Origin of the sequence: Mesorhizobium sp. M1A.F.Ca.IN.020.03.2.1 (assembly GCF_004023205.1) — a bacterium.
In the GTDB taxonomy this organism is placed as follows: Bacteria; Pseudomonadota; Alphaproteobacteria; order Rhizobiales; family Rhizobiaceae; genus Mesorhizobium.
In genome coordinates, this window is the sequence record NZ_RZSV01000005.1 from 1 (window position 1) to 18921 (window position 18921).

At 61.4% G+C, this 18921-nt stretch carries 12 protein-coding genes and 2 pseudogenes; 9 read left to right on the forward strand and 5 right to left on the reverse strand.

The window, feature by feature from the left end:
• Positions 1-228 precede the first annotated feature (228 nt).
• Positions 229-576: a hypothetical protein gene (locus EOA79_RS32580; RefSeq protein ID WP_126038541.1), complete on the reverse strand. Its 348-nt coding sequence runs from the start codon at positions 574-576 to the stop codon at positions 229-231.
• 784 nt (positions 577-1360) lie between these two features.
• Between EOA79_RS32580 and EOA79_RS01705 the strand changes: the two genes are divergently transcribed.
• The 7 genes and pseudogenes from EOA79_RS01705 (at position 1361) to EOA79_RS01735 (ending at position 9326) form a co-directional block, all read left to right on the forward strand.
• A complete protein-coding gene (locus EOA79_RS01705; protein ID WP_029354915.1) occupies positions 1361-1684 on the forward strand; it encodes a DUF736 domain-containing protein in 324 nt (107 codons plus the stop codon).
• A gap of 180 nt (positions 1685-1864) precedes the next feature.
• The gene (locus tag EOA79_RS01710) at positions 1865-2134 is read left to right on the forward strand and encodes a helix-turn-helix domain-containing protein (protein ID WP_029354917.1); all 270 of its coding nucleotides are present in this window, start codon (positions 1865-1867) and stop codon (positions 2132-2134) included.
• Positions 2131-2679, forward strand: a complete 549-nt coding sequence (locus EOA79_RS01715; protein ID WP_029354919.1) for a S26 family signal peptidase — start codon at positions 2131-2133, stop codon at positions 2677-2679. The genes EOA79_RS01710 and EOA79_RS01715 overlap by 4 nt, the downstream gene beginning before the upstream one ends.
• Positions 2667-3350: a lytic transglycosylase domain-containing protein gene (locus EOA79_RS01720; RefSeq protein ID WP_024505647.1), complete on the forward strand. Its 684-nt coding sequence runs from the start codon at positions 2667-2669 to the stop codon at positions 3348-3350. Before EOA79_RS01715 ends, EOA79_RS01720 begins: the two co-directional genes overlap by 13 nt.
• 179 nt (positions 3351-3529) lie before the next feature.
• The gene (gene rlxS / locus EOA79_RS01725; protein WP_126038545.1) at positions 3530-5500 is read left to right on the forward strand and encodes a relaxase/mobilization nuclease RlxS; all 1971 of its coding nucleotides are present in this window, start codon (positions 3530-3532) and stop codon (positions 5498-5500) included.
• 356 nt (positions 5501-5856) lie between these two features.
• Positions 5857-6841, forward strand: a pseudogene (locus tag EOA79_RS01730) (ATP-binding protein).
• Between the two features lie 17 nt (positions 6842-6858).
• A pseudogene (locus EOA79_RS01735) lies at positions 6859-9326 on the forward strand (S8 family peptidase).
• A 214-nt stretch (positions 9327-9540) separates the two neighbouring features.
• Here EOA79_RS01735 and EOA79_RS01740 read toward each other — a convergent pair.
• Genes EOA79_RS01740 through EOA79_RS01755 form a run of 4 tightly spaced genes read right to left on the reverse strand, consistent with a single transcriptional unit; the run spans position 9541 to position 12495 of the window.
• Positions 9541-11100: an E2 ligase fold family C protein gene (locus EOA79_RS01740; protein WP_091595803.1), complete on the reverse strand. Its 1560-nt coding sequence runs from the start codon at positions 11098-11100 to the stop codon at positions 9541-9543.
• A gap of 3 nt (positions 11101-11103) precedes the next feature.
• Positions 11104-11592, reverse strand: a complete 489-nt coding sequence (locus EOA79_RS01745) for a Mov34/MPN/PAD-1 family protein (protein ID WP_091595801.1) — start codon at positions 11590-11592, stop codon at positions 11104-11106.
• On the reverse strand, positions 11589-12206 hold the full coding sequence (locus tag EOA79_RS01750) for a putative metal-binding protein (protein ID WP_091595799.1): 618 nt from the start codon (positions 12204-12206) through the stop codon (positions 11589-11591). Before EOA79_RS01750 ends, EOA79_RS01745 begins: the two co-directional genes overlap by 4 nt.
• Positions 12199-12495, reverse strand: coding sequence for a DUF2604 domain-containing protein (locus EOA79_RS01755; RefSeq protein WP_024505654.1), 297 nt, complete (start codon positions 12493-12495; stop codon positions 12199-12201). The genes EOA79_RS01750 and EOA79_RS01755 overlap by 8 nt, the downstream gene beginning before the upstream one ends.
• A 922-nt stretch (positions 12496-13417) precedes the next feature.
• On the opposite strand from EOA79_RS01755, the gene EOA79_RS01760 reads away from it, so the two are divergent.
• Both EOA79_RS01760 and EOA79_RS01765 read left to right on the forward strand, forming a co-directional pair.
• Positions 13418-16567, forward strand: a complete 3150-nt coding sequence (locus tag EOA79_RS01760; protein ID WP_245489832.1) for a Ulp1 family isopeptidase — start codon at positions 13418-13420, stop codon at positions 16565-16567.
• Between the two features lie 218 nt (positions 16568-16785).
• Positions 16786-18816 (forward strand): conjugal transfer protein TraG, encoded by a 2031-nt coding sequence (locus EOA79_RS01765; protein WP_127334878.1) that lies wholly within the window; start codon positions 16786-16788, stop codon positions 18814-18816.
• The last annotated feature ends 105 nt before the right edge of the window (positions 18817-18921 follow it).

Consider the following 18921-nt stretch of genomic DNA (forward strand, 5'->3'; position numbering starts at 1 on the left):
GTGCTAACGCGATAGTGAGGTAGGCTGTAAGCGGGCACTCGTCAAGACGGACGAGGGCAGGCGAGGAGCTCTGGCCCCCTCCCCGGTGGAACCCAACGCATACGCGCATCCGCGTTGATGGCTGCGAGCCCCACATTTCCATTGAATTCGGCGTCATGACGCCAACTTGCGCGCGCCGCTTCCAAGTCGTCAGTCGTGCTGCCGTCAGCACGAACATAGGGCTGCGCTTCACTTCCCGTCGAAGCCGCGGCAAGCAGCGTCGCCGTCAGCACGCTCCTTTGCAGATGCTTGCCAAAGGTGGACAGTGAGCGCACCTGCGCCGGGCTGTTGGTGCGAACGTAAGACGTCATTGACAACTCCTTTTTGCAAGTCGAGCCCTTCTCCACCTTCGGCCGCCGTCGACGCGAAGAAGTCCGCATCGCGTTGATGACGAGCTGCGAAAAAGAGAAAGATGTGTTTGATGGCTGCGGCCCCAACGGTGCCTTCAGATTTGAGATCACTTCCGCCGCGAGCGGCTGAAGCTCCTCGCAACGTCACAATCGAATCTGCTGCCAAGCCTCCAGGAAAGGAGAGCATTGCTCATCTCGCGCTTGTGCATGCAGTCAACCTTCGATCCGTGTTGCCACATCTCAAGTGCAAATGCCGTGCCAAAGCTCACTGGGTAGTGAACGCATGGCTCTCCCTGAAAACCTCACAAATCCAGCATGGTCAATTGTGCGGAACCCGACATGCGTCTTCTGCCACTGTCAGCTTTCGGACAGGCATGACGCGTTTCGCGCCGACCACCGGTCGATCGGTTTTGGGGCCGGTCTGTTCGCCTCATAAGAGCGCGTCACGTTGCGTAGCGGTTTCCCGAGCGCCGCCACATGACACTGGACCTGCAGGTAGCACCGGCTTCTCATCCAGCCTTGCTTTGGCCCCTTCGCGTATCAAATTCCCGCTGGCGAGCCCTGCTTTCATAGATCGCACCATGCCGGATGTCTGCTCTGGCGCCCGACCCGCTGGCACGATCTCGATCCGGCATAAGGGCGCAGCATCTTTGCAGGCCGTTTCATCCCGGCGTCCTGCTTGGCTGAAAGACCGCACTTGGCGAGCGGTCTCCATGCTCTCTCCAAGGACCATCCCTGCGGCTGGCTTGTCGACCTATGGGCGGGTCCGGCCGCCCGAAACCCTCGCCATCAGCTTTTTTCCCCGCCGCCTGCGGCGGCTTCCTCGCGCCGCTTCGCTCACAAAAAAGCTGCCCGCTCGGATCCTTCGCTGTCGCTGCGGCCCTGTCGGATTCAGGCGGTCCTGACGCGCCCATTACGGTGCGCCATCGCAGGGGATGGTCCCCGGCGAAACCACAAAAGGAGACTTCGAAATGACCGCGATCGGTTACGTCAACAAGCAGGAAAACGGCGCCTACAAGGGCCAGCTCAAGACGCTCAGCGTCCGCGCCGACATCGATATCGTCCCCAACCAGGCCAAGAGCGCCGACAACCATCCCGACTTCCGGGTGCTTACGCAAGGAGTCGAAGTTGGCGCCGGCTGGATCCGCACCGGCGAGACTTCCGGCAAGGATTATGTGAGCCTGTCGATTGCAGCGCCGGAGTTCGGACCGCGCAAGCTCTACGCCAATCTCGGCCGCGCCGCCGGCCAGGACGATCACGACACCTACGCCATCATCTGGAACCCGGCCGACTGACCGGCCGAGATAGAGCCTCGCGCCGCAGCCCCGGCGCGGGGCTCATTCCCAGGAGTTCCACCCAAACCCCGTCCGCCCTAAAGGGCGGCGAAAACTCTCCCCCGACTCTTCGCCCGTCCCCGAGACGATCTCCCTCGCCCATCCTCGCCCTCGCTTGTCCGAAGCGAAACGAGGATCATCATGGACGACGAAAACGAACGCGCGGCCCGCGCGAAAAAGGGCAGCCCGTTTCTCAGCACAGCCCAAGCCGCCTTCTATATCGGGCTCTCCCAGCGCACGCTCGAAAAGATGCGGCTCAAGGGCGGCGGCCCGAAATTCCGCAAGCACGGCCGCTATGTCCGCTATCACATCGACGAACTCGACCATTGGTCGAAAGGACACCCGCAGCACTCCACCGCCGGCGATGGCAAGGCCGGTTCCGGCCAGGGCGGCACGGGAGGCCGTTCATGAGGCGGCGCCCTTCCATCCATCTGATCGGCAGCCGCCTGAGGCGTGTTCGAGCCCGTAAGACGGTCGCCTTGGCCGCGGCCGGTCTCGGTCTTTTGGGCTTCACGGCGCTGGGAAAGCCCACCCCTTGGCTGGTCTGGAACGCCTCGGCCAGCGCGCCGATCGGCCTTTACCGCATCGCTGCGGGAGCGCTGGCGCGTGGCGATCTCGTGCTCGTGCGCCCGCCTGAATACGCGGCGTATCTCGCCGCCGAGCGCAGCTATCTGCCTCGCAATGTGCCGCTGGCAAAACGTCTTGCAGCGCTGCCGGACGATAATGTCTGCGCCTTCAATGACGCCATCATCATCGGCGGCGACATCGTCGCGCGCCGGCTCAAAATCGACGCCGAAGGCCGACCTTTGCCATGGTGGAACGGCTGCCGAGCGCTCGGGGATAACGAGGTTTTCCTGCTCGGCAGCGACAAAAACCGCTCCTTCGACAGCCGCTATTTCGGGCCTGTTCCCACTCAAAATGTCATCGGGAGGCTCGTACCGCTATGGACCGAGTGACCCTCCTCTTGTTGGGCATGATCGCCATTGCGCCATGCGCCTGTTCCGCCTCGACCGGCGCTGAGCCGGTCGCCATCTCCCAAAGTCCGCAGCTGCGAAAGTGGCAGACGTTGGTATCGGAAGCAAGCCGGCGCTTCCATATTCCCCAAGCCTGGATCTATGCCGTCATGGCTGCCGAAAGCGGCGGCAAGACAATGCGCGGCGGCCGCCCCATCACCTCCCCCGCTGGCGCCATGGGCCTCATGCAGGTGATGCCCGGCACCTATGAGGAGATGCGGGTCGAACACGGCCTTGGGCCTAACCCCCACGATCCGCGCGACAATATCCTGGCCGGCACGGCCTATCTCAGCGCCATGTATGACCGCTTCGGATTTCCTGGCCTGTTTGGCGCCTACAATGCCGGTCCCGAGCGCTACGACGAGCATTTGAAGCGTGGCAAACCGCTGCCAGAAGAGACCGTCGAGTACCTCGACCAACTCAAGGCGGCCGGAGTTTCGGCGGCCGACATCGAGGCGTTCGAAAGCCAATCTGTCGCTCCAAAGGCGCAAATCGCTCCTCTCGGACGGTCGCTGTTCTTCATTCATGACGGTGTTCACTCAGGCGTGCGAAACGGCGATCTCTTCGTGCCGCTCGGCAAGGACGGCGCGCAGCCGAAGGAGCCGGTGCGTTAGCCATGGGCGGACGGGGGCGCGTCTGGCGGGGCTGGGCGCGTAAGGCAAGATAAAGGTACCGCCTCCAGGAGGCGGTTAAATCTTTGTCTGCACATCGTTTTTCCAGGAGGCTGCCGCCGGTGCCAAGAGGGTTGGACGTGTAAGTGTCTGATTTTGCTTGATATGTCTGGGAGGCTCGCATGAAGGATGACGAGTTCAGGCCGAAGCTCGGCAAAATCGGGTCGCGCGGCTCGAAGGCAGGCAAACGCTATGCCGGTCAAGTCCGGGCAGCCGTCAACCGAGCCGGCGGCCAGCCCCAGCCCGGCGGTCGCTTCACGGGCAGCCGGACAGGGCGCGGCGGGGCGGCTGCGGCGCTGCTGAAATCGCGCGACCGGTATGCCGCCTTCCGCCAGCGCCGGGTGATCGTCAAGGCGCGGATCGTCAAGCTCGCCGGCAAGGGCGCGGACGGGGCGCGTGCCCATCTACGCTATCTTCAGCGCGACGGCGTCACCCGAGAAGGTGCGCCTGGCGAGCTCTACGGCGCCGACAGCGACCGCGTCGACGGCAAGGCGTTCATCGATCGCGCGGACGGCGACCGCCACCAATTCCGCTTCATCGTCGCTGCCGAAGACGGCATCGAGTATGAAGACCTGAAGGCGCTGACGCGGCGGCTCATGGCGCAGATGCAGGAAGACCTCGGCACGAAGCTCGACTGGGTCGCGGTTGATCATTTCAACACCGGCCACCCGCACAGCCACATCATCGTCCGAGGCAGGGACGACCGTGGCGAGAACCTGGTCATCGCGCGCGAATATATCTCATCTGGCATCCGCGAGCGGGCGGCCGAGCTGGTCAGCCTCGATCTCGGTCCGCGAACCGACCGCGAGATTGAGCTTCGCCTGCGCCGGGAAATGGAGCAGGAACGCTTCACCAGCATCGACCGTCGGCTGCTCAGCATGCGTGATGATGACGGGCTGGTCTCGCCGGGCGGTCCCGACGCCATTCGCCAGACGCTGCACCAGGGACGGCTGCGCAAGCTCGAGCGGATGGGTCTGGCCGCGGAGGTCGGCGCTGGCTCCTGGCGCCTCGACGATGAGCTCGAAGCCACGCTGCGCCGCACCGGCGAACGCGGCGACATCATCAAGACCATCCACCGCGAACTGGCCGGCAAGGGGCTTGCACGCAGTGCCGCCGACTGGGTGATCCACGATCGAGCCGGCGAGCCCGTCCAGTCTCTCGTCGGTCGCGTTGTCGCGCGTGGACTGGCCGACGAGATCAATGACCGCCACTACATGATCGTCGACGCCGTCGACGGTAAGAGCCATTGGATCGACATCGGTAGAGGCGAGGCGATGGAAACGATGCCTAATGGCTGCATCGTGCGTGTCGCGCCAAGGAACACCGAGCCGAGGCGGGTCGATCGTACCATCGCCGAAATCGCCGCCGCGAATGGCGGCCGTTACGACGTCGATATCCACCTGAAGCATGACCCATCCGCCACCGAGAGCTTTGCGCGAACGCATGTGCGGCGGCTGGAGGCGATCCGCCGCGCGACCGGCGGCGTTGAGCGAGAGCCGAACGGCACCTGGCTCATCGCGCCGGACCATCTCGATCGCGTCGCGAATTATGAGGGCCAGCGGGCCAGGGCCGAGCCTTTCGTTGTCGACAAGCTCTCCTCAATGGCGCTGGAGCGACAGGTCAGCTTCAACGGCGCCACCTGGCTCGACCGGGAGCTGGTTGCCGATAGACCCGAGCCTTTGCACGGATCCGGCTTCGGCTGCGACGTGAGAGAGGCGCAAGCTCGCCGGCGGGAGTGGCTGATCGCGCAAGGCCACGCGCATGAAGAACAGGATCGGATCGTCTATCGAGCCAACATGCTTTCGATCCTGCGCCAGCGAGAACTGAACCGTGTTGCTGGCCAACTGTCGGAGGAACTTGGCCTGCCCTATGCCGAAGCGCGATCCGGAGGACGAGTAGAGGGTACGCTCCGCCGCTCCGTCGAGCTTGCCAGCGGAAAATATGCCGTCGTTGAGAAGTCGCGCGAGTTCACGCTGGTGCCATGGCGGCCGGTGCTTGAGCGCCATGTGGGCAAGGAGGTCTCCGGTGTCGTGAGTGGGGAGGGGATTTCATGGACCGTCGGCCGGCAAAGGAGCGGACCTGGTGTTTCGTGAGATGGTGTACAGCTTTTTTAGCCAGCGGCGCGGGCAGCCATGCGAGCCCGCGTAGACCTTATGGCCGCACGCCCGCAATCGGTCGCATGGACCTGCCAGGCGGGGCGGCTTTGGAGCGTTCGGACCCGACACGCTGCGTGAGTGGCCAGACTTCGAGCGCTCGAAGATGCGGACTGTTGTCTGCTGGCCGGCGTTATTCCGGCTGGCCTATGACCGCGGCGCAACAGTTCACCGCTGAAGTTGCCACGGGCGAACATCGACAAGAGAAAAAACACCATTGCGCGATACAAATCGCCGTTGAAAGCGTTTAGGTTGCATGCGCTTCGCCAAGTAAACGGATACCCCAGAAGAGAGCCATGACCACGGCCCGCCATATCGTGACGCTGCTTAAAAGCCACTTTGCCGGCGACGAGGATCGTTTCCTCTCTATCGCGATGCAGCTTGCTGCGCATGAGGCACGTCAAGGCCATGGCAAGCTTGCTCAGGAGCTCAAGGATCTGGTCGACGCAGCCAAGAGCAGGGACGCCCGGATTGCCAAGAGCAGTCGGCCGGTTCCCCTTTTTCAGCCAAAGGGCGAGCTCGCAGGGCTCCTGCATGTGCGCTATCCGGACCTGCGACTGACCGACATGATTTTGCCGGACAGTCTGCGCTCGCGCCTGCACCGCGTGCTGGGAGAGCAGCGCCAACAAGCAAGCTTGCGCGAGCACGGGCTTGTTCCCCGTCGCAAACTGCTTCTGGTCGGCCCGCCAGGATCAGGCAAGACGATGACCGCATCGGCATTGGCCGGGGAGCTTCATCTGCCCCTTTTCACGATCGTCCTCGATGGTTTGATCACCAAGTTCATGGGAGAGACTGCCGGAAAGCTGCGGCTTGTTTTTGATGCAATGCAGGCGACGCGGGGCGTCTACTTCTTTGACGAATTCGATGCCATCGGCGCGCGTCGAGGCGAACGCCAGGATGTTGGCGAGATTCGGCGCGTGCTGAATTCGTTTCTGCAGTTTCTCGAGCAAGACGACAGCCACAGCCTGATTATTGCGGCAACAAATCATCCCGAGCTGCTCGACAGAGCTTTGTTCCGCCGTTTCGACGATGTCATCGAATACGCCGTGCCCGATCGGCCGATTATCGAGGCGCTGCTTCGGGCTCGACTCGACCGCTTCGACACCAGAGGGCTTGCCTGGAACGAGGCGATCTCTCAGGCAGAGAGACTGTCGCAGGCCGAGATCACCCGCGCGGCCGACGACGCTGCAAAAACCATCATATTGCGGGGGGGGGCGGATCACCTCGGAAGCGCTCATCGACGCTCTGAAGGAACGCCGGCAGGCTTCGCTGTCTGAGTAGCGACAGCACAGATCATAATGGCAGACGATTTTCCGCGCGACCGCGCCCATATCCACCTTCGCAACAACGGCATTCGGGAAGCCTATCGGCGGCCCAACCAACTTATACATGCACCGCCGCTGCCGGCGCGTGATCGGGCGTCGCATGCTGCGGCCTTGACGCAATCCATCGAACAAGCGGTCGAAAGTGCACGCCAGCAGATTGCGGCGCGTGACCCCCAGCTGTCGGTCGGCACGCCTGGCTTTTATATCGAGATCGATCTGCCCATGTCCGGACGGGCGGCCCTCGACCAGTTGGCCGATCGTCGCCAGCACATGGAGCTGGTCGCCGTCCATGAGCCAACTCAACCCGGTGCTCCCATCACAGCGTCGGTGTTCCTGCCGCAAAGCGCGCAAGCCTATTATTTGCGGAAAGTCGAGGCGTATCGAGACGTTGACACTGACCGCGGCAGACCGCGCAACGAGCCGCTCGTCTCCCGCATGGAGACAGTCAGGCTGGCGACTGCACGATCGTTGTTTACCGACCACGACGACCTCTTCCCCCAGGCCGCTGACGAGCAGGTGTGGTGGGAAGTCTGGCTGCGCGACGGTCGCCGCGAGAACTTCGAGCACATTGCCGAAGCCCTGAACATCACTTTGCGCACGCATGCGGTCAGGTTTCCGGAGCGGGTGGTCATGCTGGCACTCGCCAGCACGGCAATGCTCGACCGCATGATTGCGCACAGCGATGTCGTCGCCGAGCTGCGGCGCGCGAAGGATACGCCGTCCTTCTTCATGGGCCTTGGCGGCGCGGAGCAAAGGGACTGGAGCGACGAGCTTCTCGGGCGCGTCAGACCGCCTCAACCGATATTGCGGTCTGCATTCTCGACAGCGGCGTGCGTCGCACCCACCCGTTGATCGAACCCGCACTTGCCGTTGAAGACTGGCACACCGTCAAACCGGCATGGGGCAGCGACGACACACCTGCGTGGAGCGGCCACGGGACGCGAATGGCAGGTGTCGGCCTGTACGGTGATCTGGTCCCGCTCCTGGTCGGAGGCGATCCAGTTCCATTGCCCTTTCGGCTGGAGAGTGTTCGTATCCTTCCGCCAGAAGACGAGGCAAACGATCCAGAACTCTATGGCGCGATCACCGCGGAAGCGATCGCCCGCGCCGAGGTGCAGGCGCCGGAGCGCCGCCGCGCGATCGCAATGGCTGTGACAAGCGCCAGTCCGGCGCGTGGAAGGCCCACATCGTGGTCTGCCGCTATCGACCAACTCTGTTTCGAAGAGGAACAGCGACGCTTGATCGTTCTCTCTGCCGGCAACATCGGCGATGACCTCATGCCGGCCGAGCATTTGACGCGCAACGATCTGGAAGCAGTCGATGATCCTTCTCAGGCCTGGAATGCGCTGACGGTCGGCGCTTTCACAGAAAAGGTCGATATCATTGACACCGACTTTGCGGGCTACGCTCCGATCGCGCCGGTCGGCGAGCTCTCGCCGCGCAGTCGCACTTCGGTCGTTTGGGACAGGCAGTGGCCGGTGAAGCCCGAGGTCGTCTTCGAAGGCGGCAATCTCGCCCATGACGGTGTGTTGCCTGGCGAGCCGATCGACGATCTGCAGATATTGACCACTTTCTATCGACCCGAACTGCGCCACTTCACCACCCTCGGAGATACGAGCGCGGCAACGGCCCATGCCGCACGGATGGCGGGACTAATTCTATCAGCGCGCCCCGAGCTGTGGCCTGAAACGGTTCGCGCCCTGATCGTCCACTCGGCCGAATGGACTCCGGCGATGCGCGCACGCATCGATGCGTGCAACGGAGCGAAGGGCGAGATCCAGGCGCTCGTGCGGCGCTATGGTTATGGCGTGCCAGATCTTGGGCGCGCGCTTCTGTCAACGGTGAACGACCTCACGCTTATCGTTGAAGATGAGCTTCAGCCTTTCCAGCGCGAGGGCGGCGCGGCTGCCAAAACGCGTGACATGAAGCTGCATCGCCTGCCTTGGCCGAAGGAGCAGCTCGCGGCGCTCGGCGCTGCCCAGGTCGAGCTCCGCGTCACGCTGTCCTATTTCATCGAACCCAACCCCGGTGAACGCGGATGGACCCGCCGGCATCGTTACGCGTCCCATGGTCTTCGGTTCAGAGTAAAGTCAGCGACCGAGACAGTCGACGAATTCCGAGCCCGCATCAATCAGGCCGCTCGGGACGAGGAGGAAGGGGCGCCTGCTGGAGGCGGAGAAGAGTGGCTGCTCGGCACCTTCCGCGATCGCGGCTCGTTGCACGCCGATTTCTGGTCGGGCAGCGCCGCCGATCTCGCCGAGCGTGACGCGATCGGCGTGTTCCCGGTCGGGGGCTGGTGGAAGGAGAAGCCTTACCTGGAACGCGTCGACGCTCTGGCTCGGTACGCCCTGATTGTGACGATTCGGGCGCCTGGGGTCGATGTTGACATCTTCACACCCGTCGAAGCAGCCCTGACTGTCGAGACGTCGGTCGAGACCTGATGCAGCACTGTCCAAACCGGCCAACAACGGAGGTTTGACCAGCCTCTGGTGCCATGGCGGCTGGTGCTGGATCATCACGTCGGCAAGGAGGTGTCAGGGATCATGCGCGGAGGACGATAGGCGGGCAAAGGAGCGGGCCAAGCGTGTCATAATGGCGCCCATGGTCACGCCCACAAGCCGCGCCCCCTGCGTCCACGGAGAGGTGCGCGTCTGCTTAGGCGGCCGAGACATCGCTTACCTGATCAACGGGCTCGCCGTATTTGCGCCTGTAAGCGGCAATGAAATCGTCGTCGCTACAGATGCAGCGGCCGCTGGAGTCCTTGGCCTTCGGATCGTGCAAGTGAGAGCCAAGGGGGCGCAGAAGATTCACCCGAGTGCTCGTCGTCGGGCTCATGGGAAACCCCGCACTATGTTTGACCAAATCCGCGGCAAGCATAATCCCGGCAAGCACCGACTGAAAGGCCATCGGAACGACAGTTCGAACGCGGCGACTTCCTTCGCTAAGCTGGAACACCAGACCGCCGCAGATAGCCTGCTGATAAAAGGAGCGCAGGGGCTGGCCGACAAACGGGGCTAGCGGTTCAAACGGCACAGCCATCGCTGTAGCCACGCGAACTACAAAGTCGTTGGGAACTCCGGCATTGGTCTGCAGGAGCGTTTTCACCTGCTCGTGTGCTTCCGGTATTCCGAGTTCCTCGGCAATCAGCTGGTGCTCGTCCTTGGATTTTCCGGATGGCAGGTACATGCAACAAAGGCAAGCCTGGCCGTCATCGAAACCATGCCGGGAGATACCGAGATCGTGCTCCTGCGTCCAAGCGTTTGCGATCCATCGCGGCAGTGCACCTTGGACAGCCAGACGGTCGGCGGCGGTGTCAAGCGCCACACCCACTTGGTCGAAGACCCAATTGCCCCGGCGCGCAACATATTCTGCCCACGTCAGAGGGTGCGCCTCGACCTCAAGGGCAGTCGATCTAAGGGCGGTGGCTGCAAGAACCGCCTTGGACATACCAATCTCCGCCTGGCCGGCCAATGCGTAGCGCTGCAGGTTTGAGAGTTCGATCGCTTCGTGATCGATTACATGCAGACGACCCTTGAGATCGGGTTGTCTCGCTAGCGCCCAAAGCGAGCCATGGCCTATCGCACCGAGCCCAACGAGGTGGGTTTCGCCAAGGTCGACTGGAAAGTCGATCGGGCCAGCCTCCCCGGCTTTGGTCTTGTCGTAGCTGCATAGCGAGAGGTCGATGGTTTCGTCCAACTCGGCGCCGGTCAACTGGGCGGCGAAGATAGTTCGAAAGACGTTGGCGGCGCCGAAGCAACTGGCGGCGCCAGCTCCATAAGGCAGCAGACTTGGGCCAGAGCCCACCGGGTCCGTACGCGACAGCTTTGCCGCCCAACCGTCCGATCCCACGAAAAAGATCGGGCACCGGAGTGATGGGCGCGTTACCCCTGCAACGACGCAGACGGTGGCAGACTTGCCGGAACGCCGGATGCCGACTTTTGGATTGATCGACTTTGCCAAGCGCTCCAGCGCTTGGGCTTGAGAGCTCGCCGCGCTGTCCAGCGGGAGTATCGCCAGAACCGGGTAGAGCCTAGCGAGCAATCTCACCGCAAGATCTAATGTCGCCTGGCCTTCGGCGCAGGAAGCGGCCTGATGGTCGAAGGCGACTGCCACGACCTGCTTTTCAAGAGCTGCTTTGAAGTCTCCCAGATGAAAATCGGCCAGGACCTGAGATGCCGCCGTGGCGGCGCGATCGATGAAGTTAGCGAATGCCATTGTTCAACTCGATATCATGATCATTCGCGACAGTGCCGCGGGAGGGAGCGCATTCCATTTGGCCTTTTCGTCAAGCCGATAGGCGGCGACCCGAGCAAAATCGAAAGGCTCGCGGGCGAAATTCGGCACCACCAGCGACAGACACCCAACCGTGGTAGCAACCGCATAAGCGTCGTCCGTCGTCGAATGGTAGGCGCGGCCCGGATGGCTGTGAATCTGGGCCAAGAGTTTCAGGCCGCTTTTGTAGAGCCAGACATTGAGCCGGTGCAGTTCTTCGGCCGCAACGATCACGCAAACGCCATCGTTTGTTCGAATGTGACGCTGCGCCGGGATAACCGTCTCTGTTACGGCAAAGTGCCGGTCTTCCTGAACGCCGACCCAAAGTGCCATCCCCTCATTGCCCTCGCGACCAACTGAGCGCAGATGCCCATGCGTGGTCGAGATGCAGCCGCGCGGGAGAGTCACGATCGTTACATCTCTCAAACCAGTCATTCTTGTATCGCCTGAGGGGATACCACCATTCCTACGATTGTCGGTTGGAGTTGAATCTGCAACTGCTCTATAGGAACGATTCCGTACTTGATGATCTTGTCCAGGATGAAGGCCAAACAGCCTTCGCCAGAACCCCGATGAAGTAGCCATGGATCACCTGAATGGGCTGGATTGTCGTGGTATTCCCGGACGCCCGCCATGCACAGGAATGGTTCGTCCTCGGGACTGTTGGCCTGGATGAAGTCCGTCAGCGGCACGGCGTTCTGCTGGATGAGAGCTCCTATCATCTCCGGCGGCGTTCCGGGCAGCGGCGGACGTCTAAGCATTTTCAGGTATAGATCTTTCCGGGCAATCGGATCACGCGTAAACGGATCGACGAAGACCACGGACGGTGGTCTTAAGTCGTAGTCGGTGAAGTCGACCTCGCTCGCTGCGCTGACCACCCGTGGCTTTAACTTGGGGCTGGCGAAAATGAAGAAAGCGCGCGGAAAAGTCGCCTCGATCAAGAAGCAGCCCTGAGCCCGATAGACATCAGCATATGGCCGGAACCGGCCGATCTCCCGATCAAACTTCGCTCGGGAGACCTCCGGATCCACACTTTGGGGTTTAGGCACCTGCGACGCCCGCCTTCAGGCTGAGGAACAGGGTCACAGTATTCGGGAAACCGAAATCGCCAAGCTTCTTGTCGACGTCGAGCAAGTTGCCGGCCTCATCCTTGAATTCCCAATTCTCGGCTGGTTGGGCGACATTCTGCGTGTTCTCAAGGGCTTTGGTACGAATGACGTGAAGCGGCTGGTTGGGATTGGCTTCGACCTGCGTGGGCTGGCCGTTCACCACCACCGTGATCTCGATCTTGCCCGGTCCGCCGCCGTGATTATCGCCCTTACCCGAATCCTTCGACATTGTCCTACTCCTGTGGCTTGCCAACCGCCCCACGCCCTGGCACCCACCTGCGAGTGAGACCGGCGGTCTTCAATCGTTCACCCGGCGCCACGGCCGCGAGTACGCGAAAGACAGGGGATAAGCTACCGAATCGGTGCTTGCCTTCTTTTATGGGTGACTTGAGCCGCAAGTAAATGGTCTCAAATTGCTCCTCACAACTATAATCGATTAGAGCAATGCGAAAATATTGGCGACACGCCTATTCATCTGCTCTCTCACTCGCCTGCTCCGTGCTCGGCAAGGGGAGCTTTGATCTGCGTCACGCGTCCCCAAGCAGCTGATTGCGCCGGCAGCGCCATAGGAACCGTCGTTCAGAGTCTTCACCACTCAAGCACCCGCATGGATGCATGCCGACGCTCGTCTCCACAAAACAGCGCAAGTGGTGCCTTGTTGGATAAGGTCGCCTCGTACCTGGTGCAGCATCTCTCGGAACGCATGCCGCTGCGAGACCAGGCCTCATCATCGCGTCACATAGGAGCTGAAGCTTTCCGGATCGGGTATCCAATCGGCATCCAGTTGCTCGGCGATATGGTTGAATTCTGCCCTCAGGACAAGAGTGAGTAGAGCAGCCCCGCTACGAAAATCCCATCCTGGTTCGTTTGACGCATCGACTATTCAGATTGATTGGCGTGATACCCGGCGCGGCCGCAACACGCGAGGCCGTCAACCGCTGAGCAGAAAACCAGCCTTCGCCTTCCGCGGCGGCGGACCTCGTCAGCCTCTCGAAAGCTTGCCTGAGTAGGTTGCTCATGTGATCTGTGGAAGTGAGGATAGCGTGCACCCGTACAAACTAGACATTCATCGTGGCAGCTTGGCTGCAGGTGCAGCACGCCGTACCGCACGAGCAAGCGGACAGGCCGGCCAAGCCGGTTTTGAGCAGCACTTGGGCGAACTGCAGGCGGCGGACGAGTTGATGGGTGCGCCAGGCGAGGAGGTCCTCGTCAATGGCTCGCATGGTAAAGGTGAGTTGAGACCAACGAAGAGGCAGAGGATCCAAAGCAATCTGCAGCATGCTGTCACTGAGCGGCAACCAGGTGAGGTTGGCAACTCAGGCGCTCGCGTGATGATGCAACTCCCCACCCATCAGGTGGGTACATCGGAACGGGAGGCGCAACTTGTGATGCAGGGGGACGAGCACGAATACACCCCAGCACCGCATCTCGACGGGTCGATGCCCTCGACAGTGCAGCCGGATCGTCCAATTGTGGTCCCCGACGGTGCCGACAAGCGTCCTGTTTATTCCAACGATGCCACCGCCATCGAAGGGCTGAAGTCAGCACTCCTTGCGGGTAAAGCCAGGCCGGACACGGTCACTCGCAGCACAAATTCTCTTTTCGGCTTTAGTCGTTGGCTCTTTCAAAACAACAAGCCAGGGCTTGCTGCTCGGCTTTACCATCCGTCGCTGAGCCAGGATCTCGAGGAGTACGAGAGTAGGGGTGGTTCCTCCACCGTGGCTGGCGCACTGCGTCAATTGATGAAGTCGATGGGCGGAGCCGGCCCGATTGTGGGTCGCGCTGTCCTGAACCCCCATCCTGACGACGCCGCGCTCACCAGACATTTCAGATCCGCGAGCGGCTACGCAACTGCTCTTAACCATTTCAGTCATTACCTACGTCAAAATGACAAGCTCGGAATTGCGGGTCGCATTTACGATAAATCGCTGGATAAAGATGTTGAGAGCTACAAGGCCGCCTCCTCTAATGGTGGAGCTCCGATCGAATCTGCGCTGGTTTATCTCCGCAAGAACCCGCCGCGCGTTATACTCGGGAATCATCTGGAAAACGCGGTCAGCATGGAGGCTCGTCCCCGTGGCGACGCTGCTCAGCATACCGCACCACAGCAGGGATTCGATTGGCCAGAGGAGCTCCTGCCGGTAGGTTATAAGGAGGGCACCGATCTACCATTGTCTCTCGCCCCAACCGCGCACCAACACCAAGCGCCCGACTTTGGAGAGGCCGTCCCTCACTTGAACTGGCGCCACGGCGACCAGGGCGCCCCGGAGGAGCTGGTAGCTGCACGGGACAGGAGCAGCCCGCTGCCAAGCGAGGCGGTGCCACATAAATCTGGACGGGGACTCGCTACGCAGCCCAGATTGTGGGCGGAGAAATCCGCCTCGCCAGAGCTCTTTCGACGGCGGGCGGAGCAGGCTCTGCCGGCGTCCGCCAGAGGTGTGGAGACATCCTCCGCGGTTGATGAAGCCGCGCAGGCCGCTCGCCAAGCTTTGGCTTGGTTGCAGCAGGAGATGGAGGGGATCGAACCGATGCAGGATCCTCATAAGGTGGCTACACCGGAATGTGAGGCGCAGCTCGTCAGGCAGAGGGATGAGCACGAATCCACCCCAGCACCGCATCCCGGAGGTGGTGGGTCGATGCCCTCGACAGTGCAGCCGGATCGTCCAATTGTAGTCCCCGACGGTGCCGACAAGCGTCCTGTCTATTCCAACGATGCGACCGCTATCGAAGGGCTGAGGGCAGCATTCCACGCGGGTAAGGCCAAAGCGAACACGGTCACTTACAATGTAAATTCTCTTTTCGGCTTTAGTCGGTGGCTCCTTCAAAACAACAAGCCAGGGTTTGCTGCTCGGCTTTACCATTCGTCGCTGGATCAGGATCTCAAGGAGTACGAGAGTACGGGTGGTTCCTCCACCGTGGCTGGCGCACTGCGTTACCTCAAGAAGTCGACAGGCGGAGCCCAGATTATGGCTCGCCCTGTCGTGATCCCCTATCCTGACGATGCCGAGCTCATTAGAAATTACAGAGCCGCTTCGACCAAGGAGTACCTGGCAGCGCCTGCGACCGGACGGAATCCAGATACCGTGGGCGGCTATACAAATTTTCTTAGACATTTTAGTCAGTACCTGCGTCAAAATAACAAGCTTGGGATTGCGGCTCGGATTCACGACAAATCGCTGGATAAAGATGTTGAGAGCTTCAAGGCTGTCTCCTATGGTAATAGGCTAAGTATCAGTTCTGCATTGGCTCACCTCCGGGATATCCTGCCGCGCATTGTGCTCGGGCGCGAAACTGTCCTTTCTGCTCATCCGGCAGACGCAGTCACCAGGCGCGTTGGGGCCGCTGCTGAAGCTGGGCCAGCGGCACCGGCAAGAGCTCCCCAACCCGCCTCGCCAGCAACCGCTAGGCTGCCAGGCACCTACCGCGGCCTTCCACTGGTTGATGTGACCACACTGACTACCAGTTCCTCTGGGGCTCAGATCGGGGCGCTCGATCCGACAGCCCCGTCCAACGTTGCAACGGGGCGGGTGCTCGGCGCCGCCGAATGGCTGAGCGACGCCCATATCCAGAGAGATTACAATTTGCTGGAGGGGCAACTGCAGGGGATCAATCCGGCGCTCGCTGCCCGGACTCGGCTGGTGGATCCTTCCGTATCCCATCTACTGCGACACACGTCGCCGCAAGACGCTCGAGGCATATTGCAGTCCATCTATAATCAAAACAACGCCACAGCCGACTTCCTGTTCTTGCCAGTGAATAATGGCACGGCTACTAGCCCCGGCACCCATTGGTCGCTGCTGCTCGTTGATCGCCGCGACCCGGAAAGGCGGTTCGCCTATCACTACGACTCCCTCCAGCGAGAGGGATATAACGACGTGCCTGCAAAACAGCTCGCAGGACTGCTGAATGCCACCTTGGCGCCAGCCCCCATGGCCAGACAGACGAACCATTATGATTGCGGCGTATTTGTCCTGGAGGGCACGTGGGCGCTGGTTGAACGATTGGTGAAAGGGCAGCGGCCAGACCACGAGCCGCTGCCCCTCGACAACCTCGTTGCCGATCGGCAGGCGCTGCAAGACCGGCTAAGGAGGCGCTTGCCGCACGAGGAAGAGCCGCGGCAGCTGCTGGAGGATGAACCCGCCTCCCCACCGATGATGGCGTTCGAGCCAGGGGAACTGCGGCAACTGTTGGAAGACGAGCCTGCCTCCACTTGGGCACAAATCAATTCGACCCCACATGCGCGAGCGGACGGTGTTCATCAGCCAGCCCAGGCGCCGTGGCTCCCTGAACGCAGAAGATAACTTTGCGGAGGAGCGGTCACGCAACTGTCGGCGGCGCCGGGCCTCAGGGTGAATGGAAAGGATGGAGTGGCGGATGGTGTCGCGTGAAGGCGCAACACGCGTGCTGACCGACCTGATACGTAGGAAGTCGTTCATTGCTCCCAAATCGTATGTGAGGAACATTCCTGTCCCGGCTGCGCCGCGCGATGCTAGGTCGCGTTGTTCAGCGGGCCAAGCCGATGACACCTACGAAGCTACTGATCGGGCAGATCGCCGTTGTGTGCGCAATTGTCATTATCGGCGTATGGACGGCAACCCAATGGTGCGCTCAAATGCTGACCTACCAGACGCCTCTCGGCGCACCATGGTTTCTCTTCGCCGGCTGGCCAATCTACAAGCCGTGGAAGCTGTTTGAATGGTGGTTCCACTTCGATGCTTATGCGCCGGAGGTCTTCGACAAAGCCGGTACGCTTGCAGGCGCCAGCGGATTCCTGGGCTGTGCCGCCGCAATCGCTGGCTCGCTTTTGCGCGCGCGACAGCGCGGGTCGGTTACGACCTATGGGTCTTCACGGTGGGCCACGACTCATGAGGTCGAGACGGCAGGGTTGTTACGGCCGGCGGGCGTTTTCCTCGGTAGGCTGAACGATCGCTATCTGCGCCATGACGGCCCGGAGCACGTCATGGCATTTGCGCCGACGCGTTCGGGCAAGGGCGTGGGGCTGGTTGTTCCAACGCTACTTTCCTGGACCGGGTCTGCCATCATTCATGATATAAAAGGCGAAAATTGGCAGTTGACCTCCGGCTGGCGGTCGAAATTCTCGTACTGCCTTCTGTTCAATCCGACCGACCAGAGATCGGCACGCTACAACCCGCTGCTGGAGGTACGCAAAGGCCCAGATGAGATCCGAGACGTTCAAAACATCGCCGACATCCTCGTCGATCCCGAGGGCGCGCTGGAGCGACGGAACCACTGGGAGAAGACCAGCCATTCACTCCTAGTTGGCGCCATTTTGCACGTGCTCTACGCTGAAGAGGAAAAGACGCTGGCCCGCGTCGCCACCTTCCTGTCGGACCCGCAACGCTCGTTTGCCGCAACGCTACAGCGGATGATGACGACAAACCATCTCGGGACGGGGCATAACCCTCAGGTCCATCCCGTAGTGGCCTCGGCGGCTCGCGAACTCCTGAACAAGTCGGAGAACGAGCGCTCAGGCGTCCTCTCGACCGCCATGTCCTTTCTCGGGCTTTATCGTGATCCAACGGTCGCGACGGCCACTTCGTCCTGCGACTGGCGCATCGCTGACCTAGTGGATGGAGAGCGACCGCTGTCGCTCTATCTGGTCGTGCCGCCTTCGGATATCTCGCGCACCAAGCCTTTGGTGCGACTGATCTTGAACCAGATCGGCAGGCGGTTGACGGAGCGCCTGGAGGGGGACCCGAAGAAGAGCCGTAAGCATCAACTGCTCATGATGCTGGACGAGTTTCCGGCGCTCGGTCGCCTCGACTTCTTCGAGACGGCGCTCGCCTTCATGGCAGGTTATGGCATTCGCTCCTATCTGATCGCACAATCTTTGAACCAGGTTTCAAAGGCCTATGGCGAGAACAATGCTATTCTCGACAATTGCCACGTGCGAATTGCCTTTTCCTCCAATGACGAACGCACGGCCAAGCGCATCTCGGATGCCCTCGGCACCGCAACCGAACTTAGGTCGATGCGCAACTATGCGGGCCATCGGCTTGCGCCCTGGCTTTCGCATGTCATGGTGAGCCGCCAGGAAACCGCGCGCCCGCTCCTGACGCCAGGCGAGGTGATGCAATTGCCGCCGTCAGACGAATTGGTCCTGGTTTCTGGGTTGCCGCCGATCCGCGCCAAGAAGCTGCGCTATTATCAGGATCAGAATTTCACAGACCGGGTGCTGCCTGCGCCGGTGCTGCGCGACGGTCCCTATGCGGACTGCCCTGCATCACGCCCGGACGGCTGGACTGGACAAGTGTGCAGCGTCGATAGCCGACTTGCTGCGGACGACGAAAGCGCCGACGCGCCAGTTGAAGACGAGGGAGGCGTTCAGCAGCAACGCCATCCAAGCCTGCCCGTAGAAGACGTTGTTGTCTCTCAAGAGCCCGATCAGGCCGATCTGTTGAAGCCCGCAGACGATGACAGCGAAGCGCTCGCGGACAAGCGTGTCATGGATCGGATTTCCACTGCGGCCCGCGCCTACGGTATCAACGAGGGCAGGGGCGACGACAAGGATGTCATTCCCGGCTTCTGAAGTCCGCTGAGTTGCAGAGCGCATCTCAGCGTAGATAACGGCCATAAGCAATTTTGAGCGTCTGGCCGATCCTTCTCCCGTCGCCGGCGCAACGCCGGGCCGTCG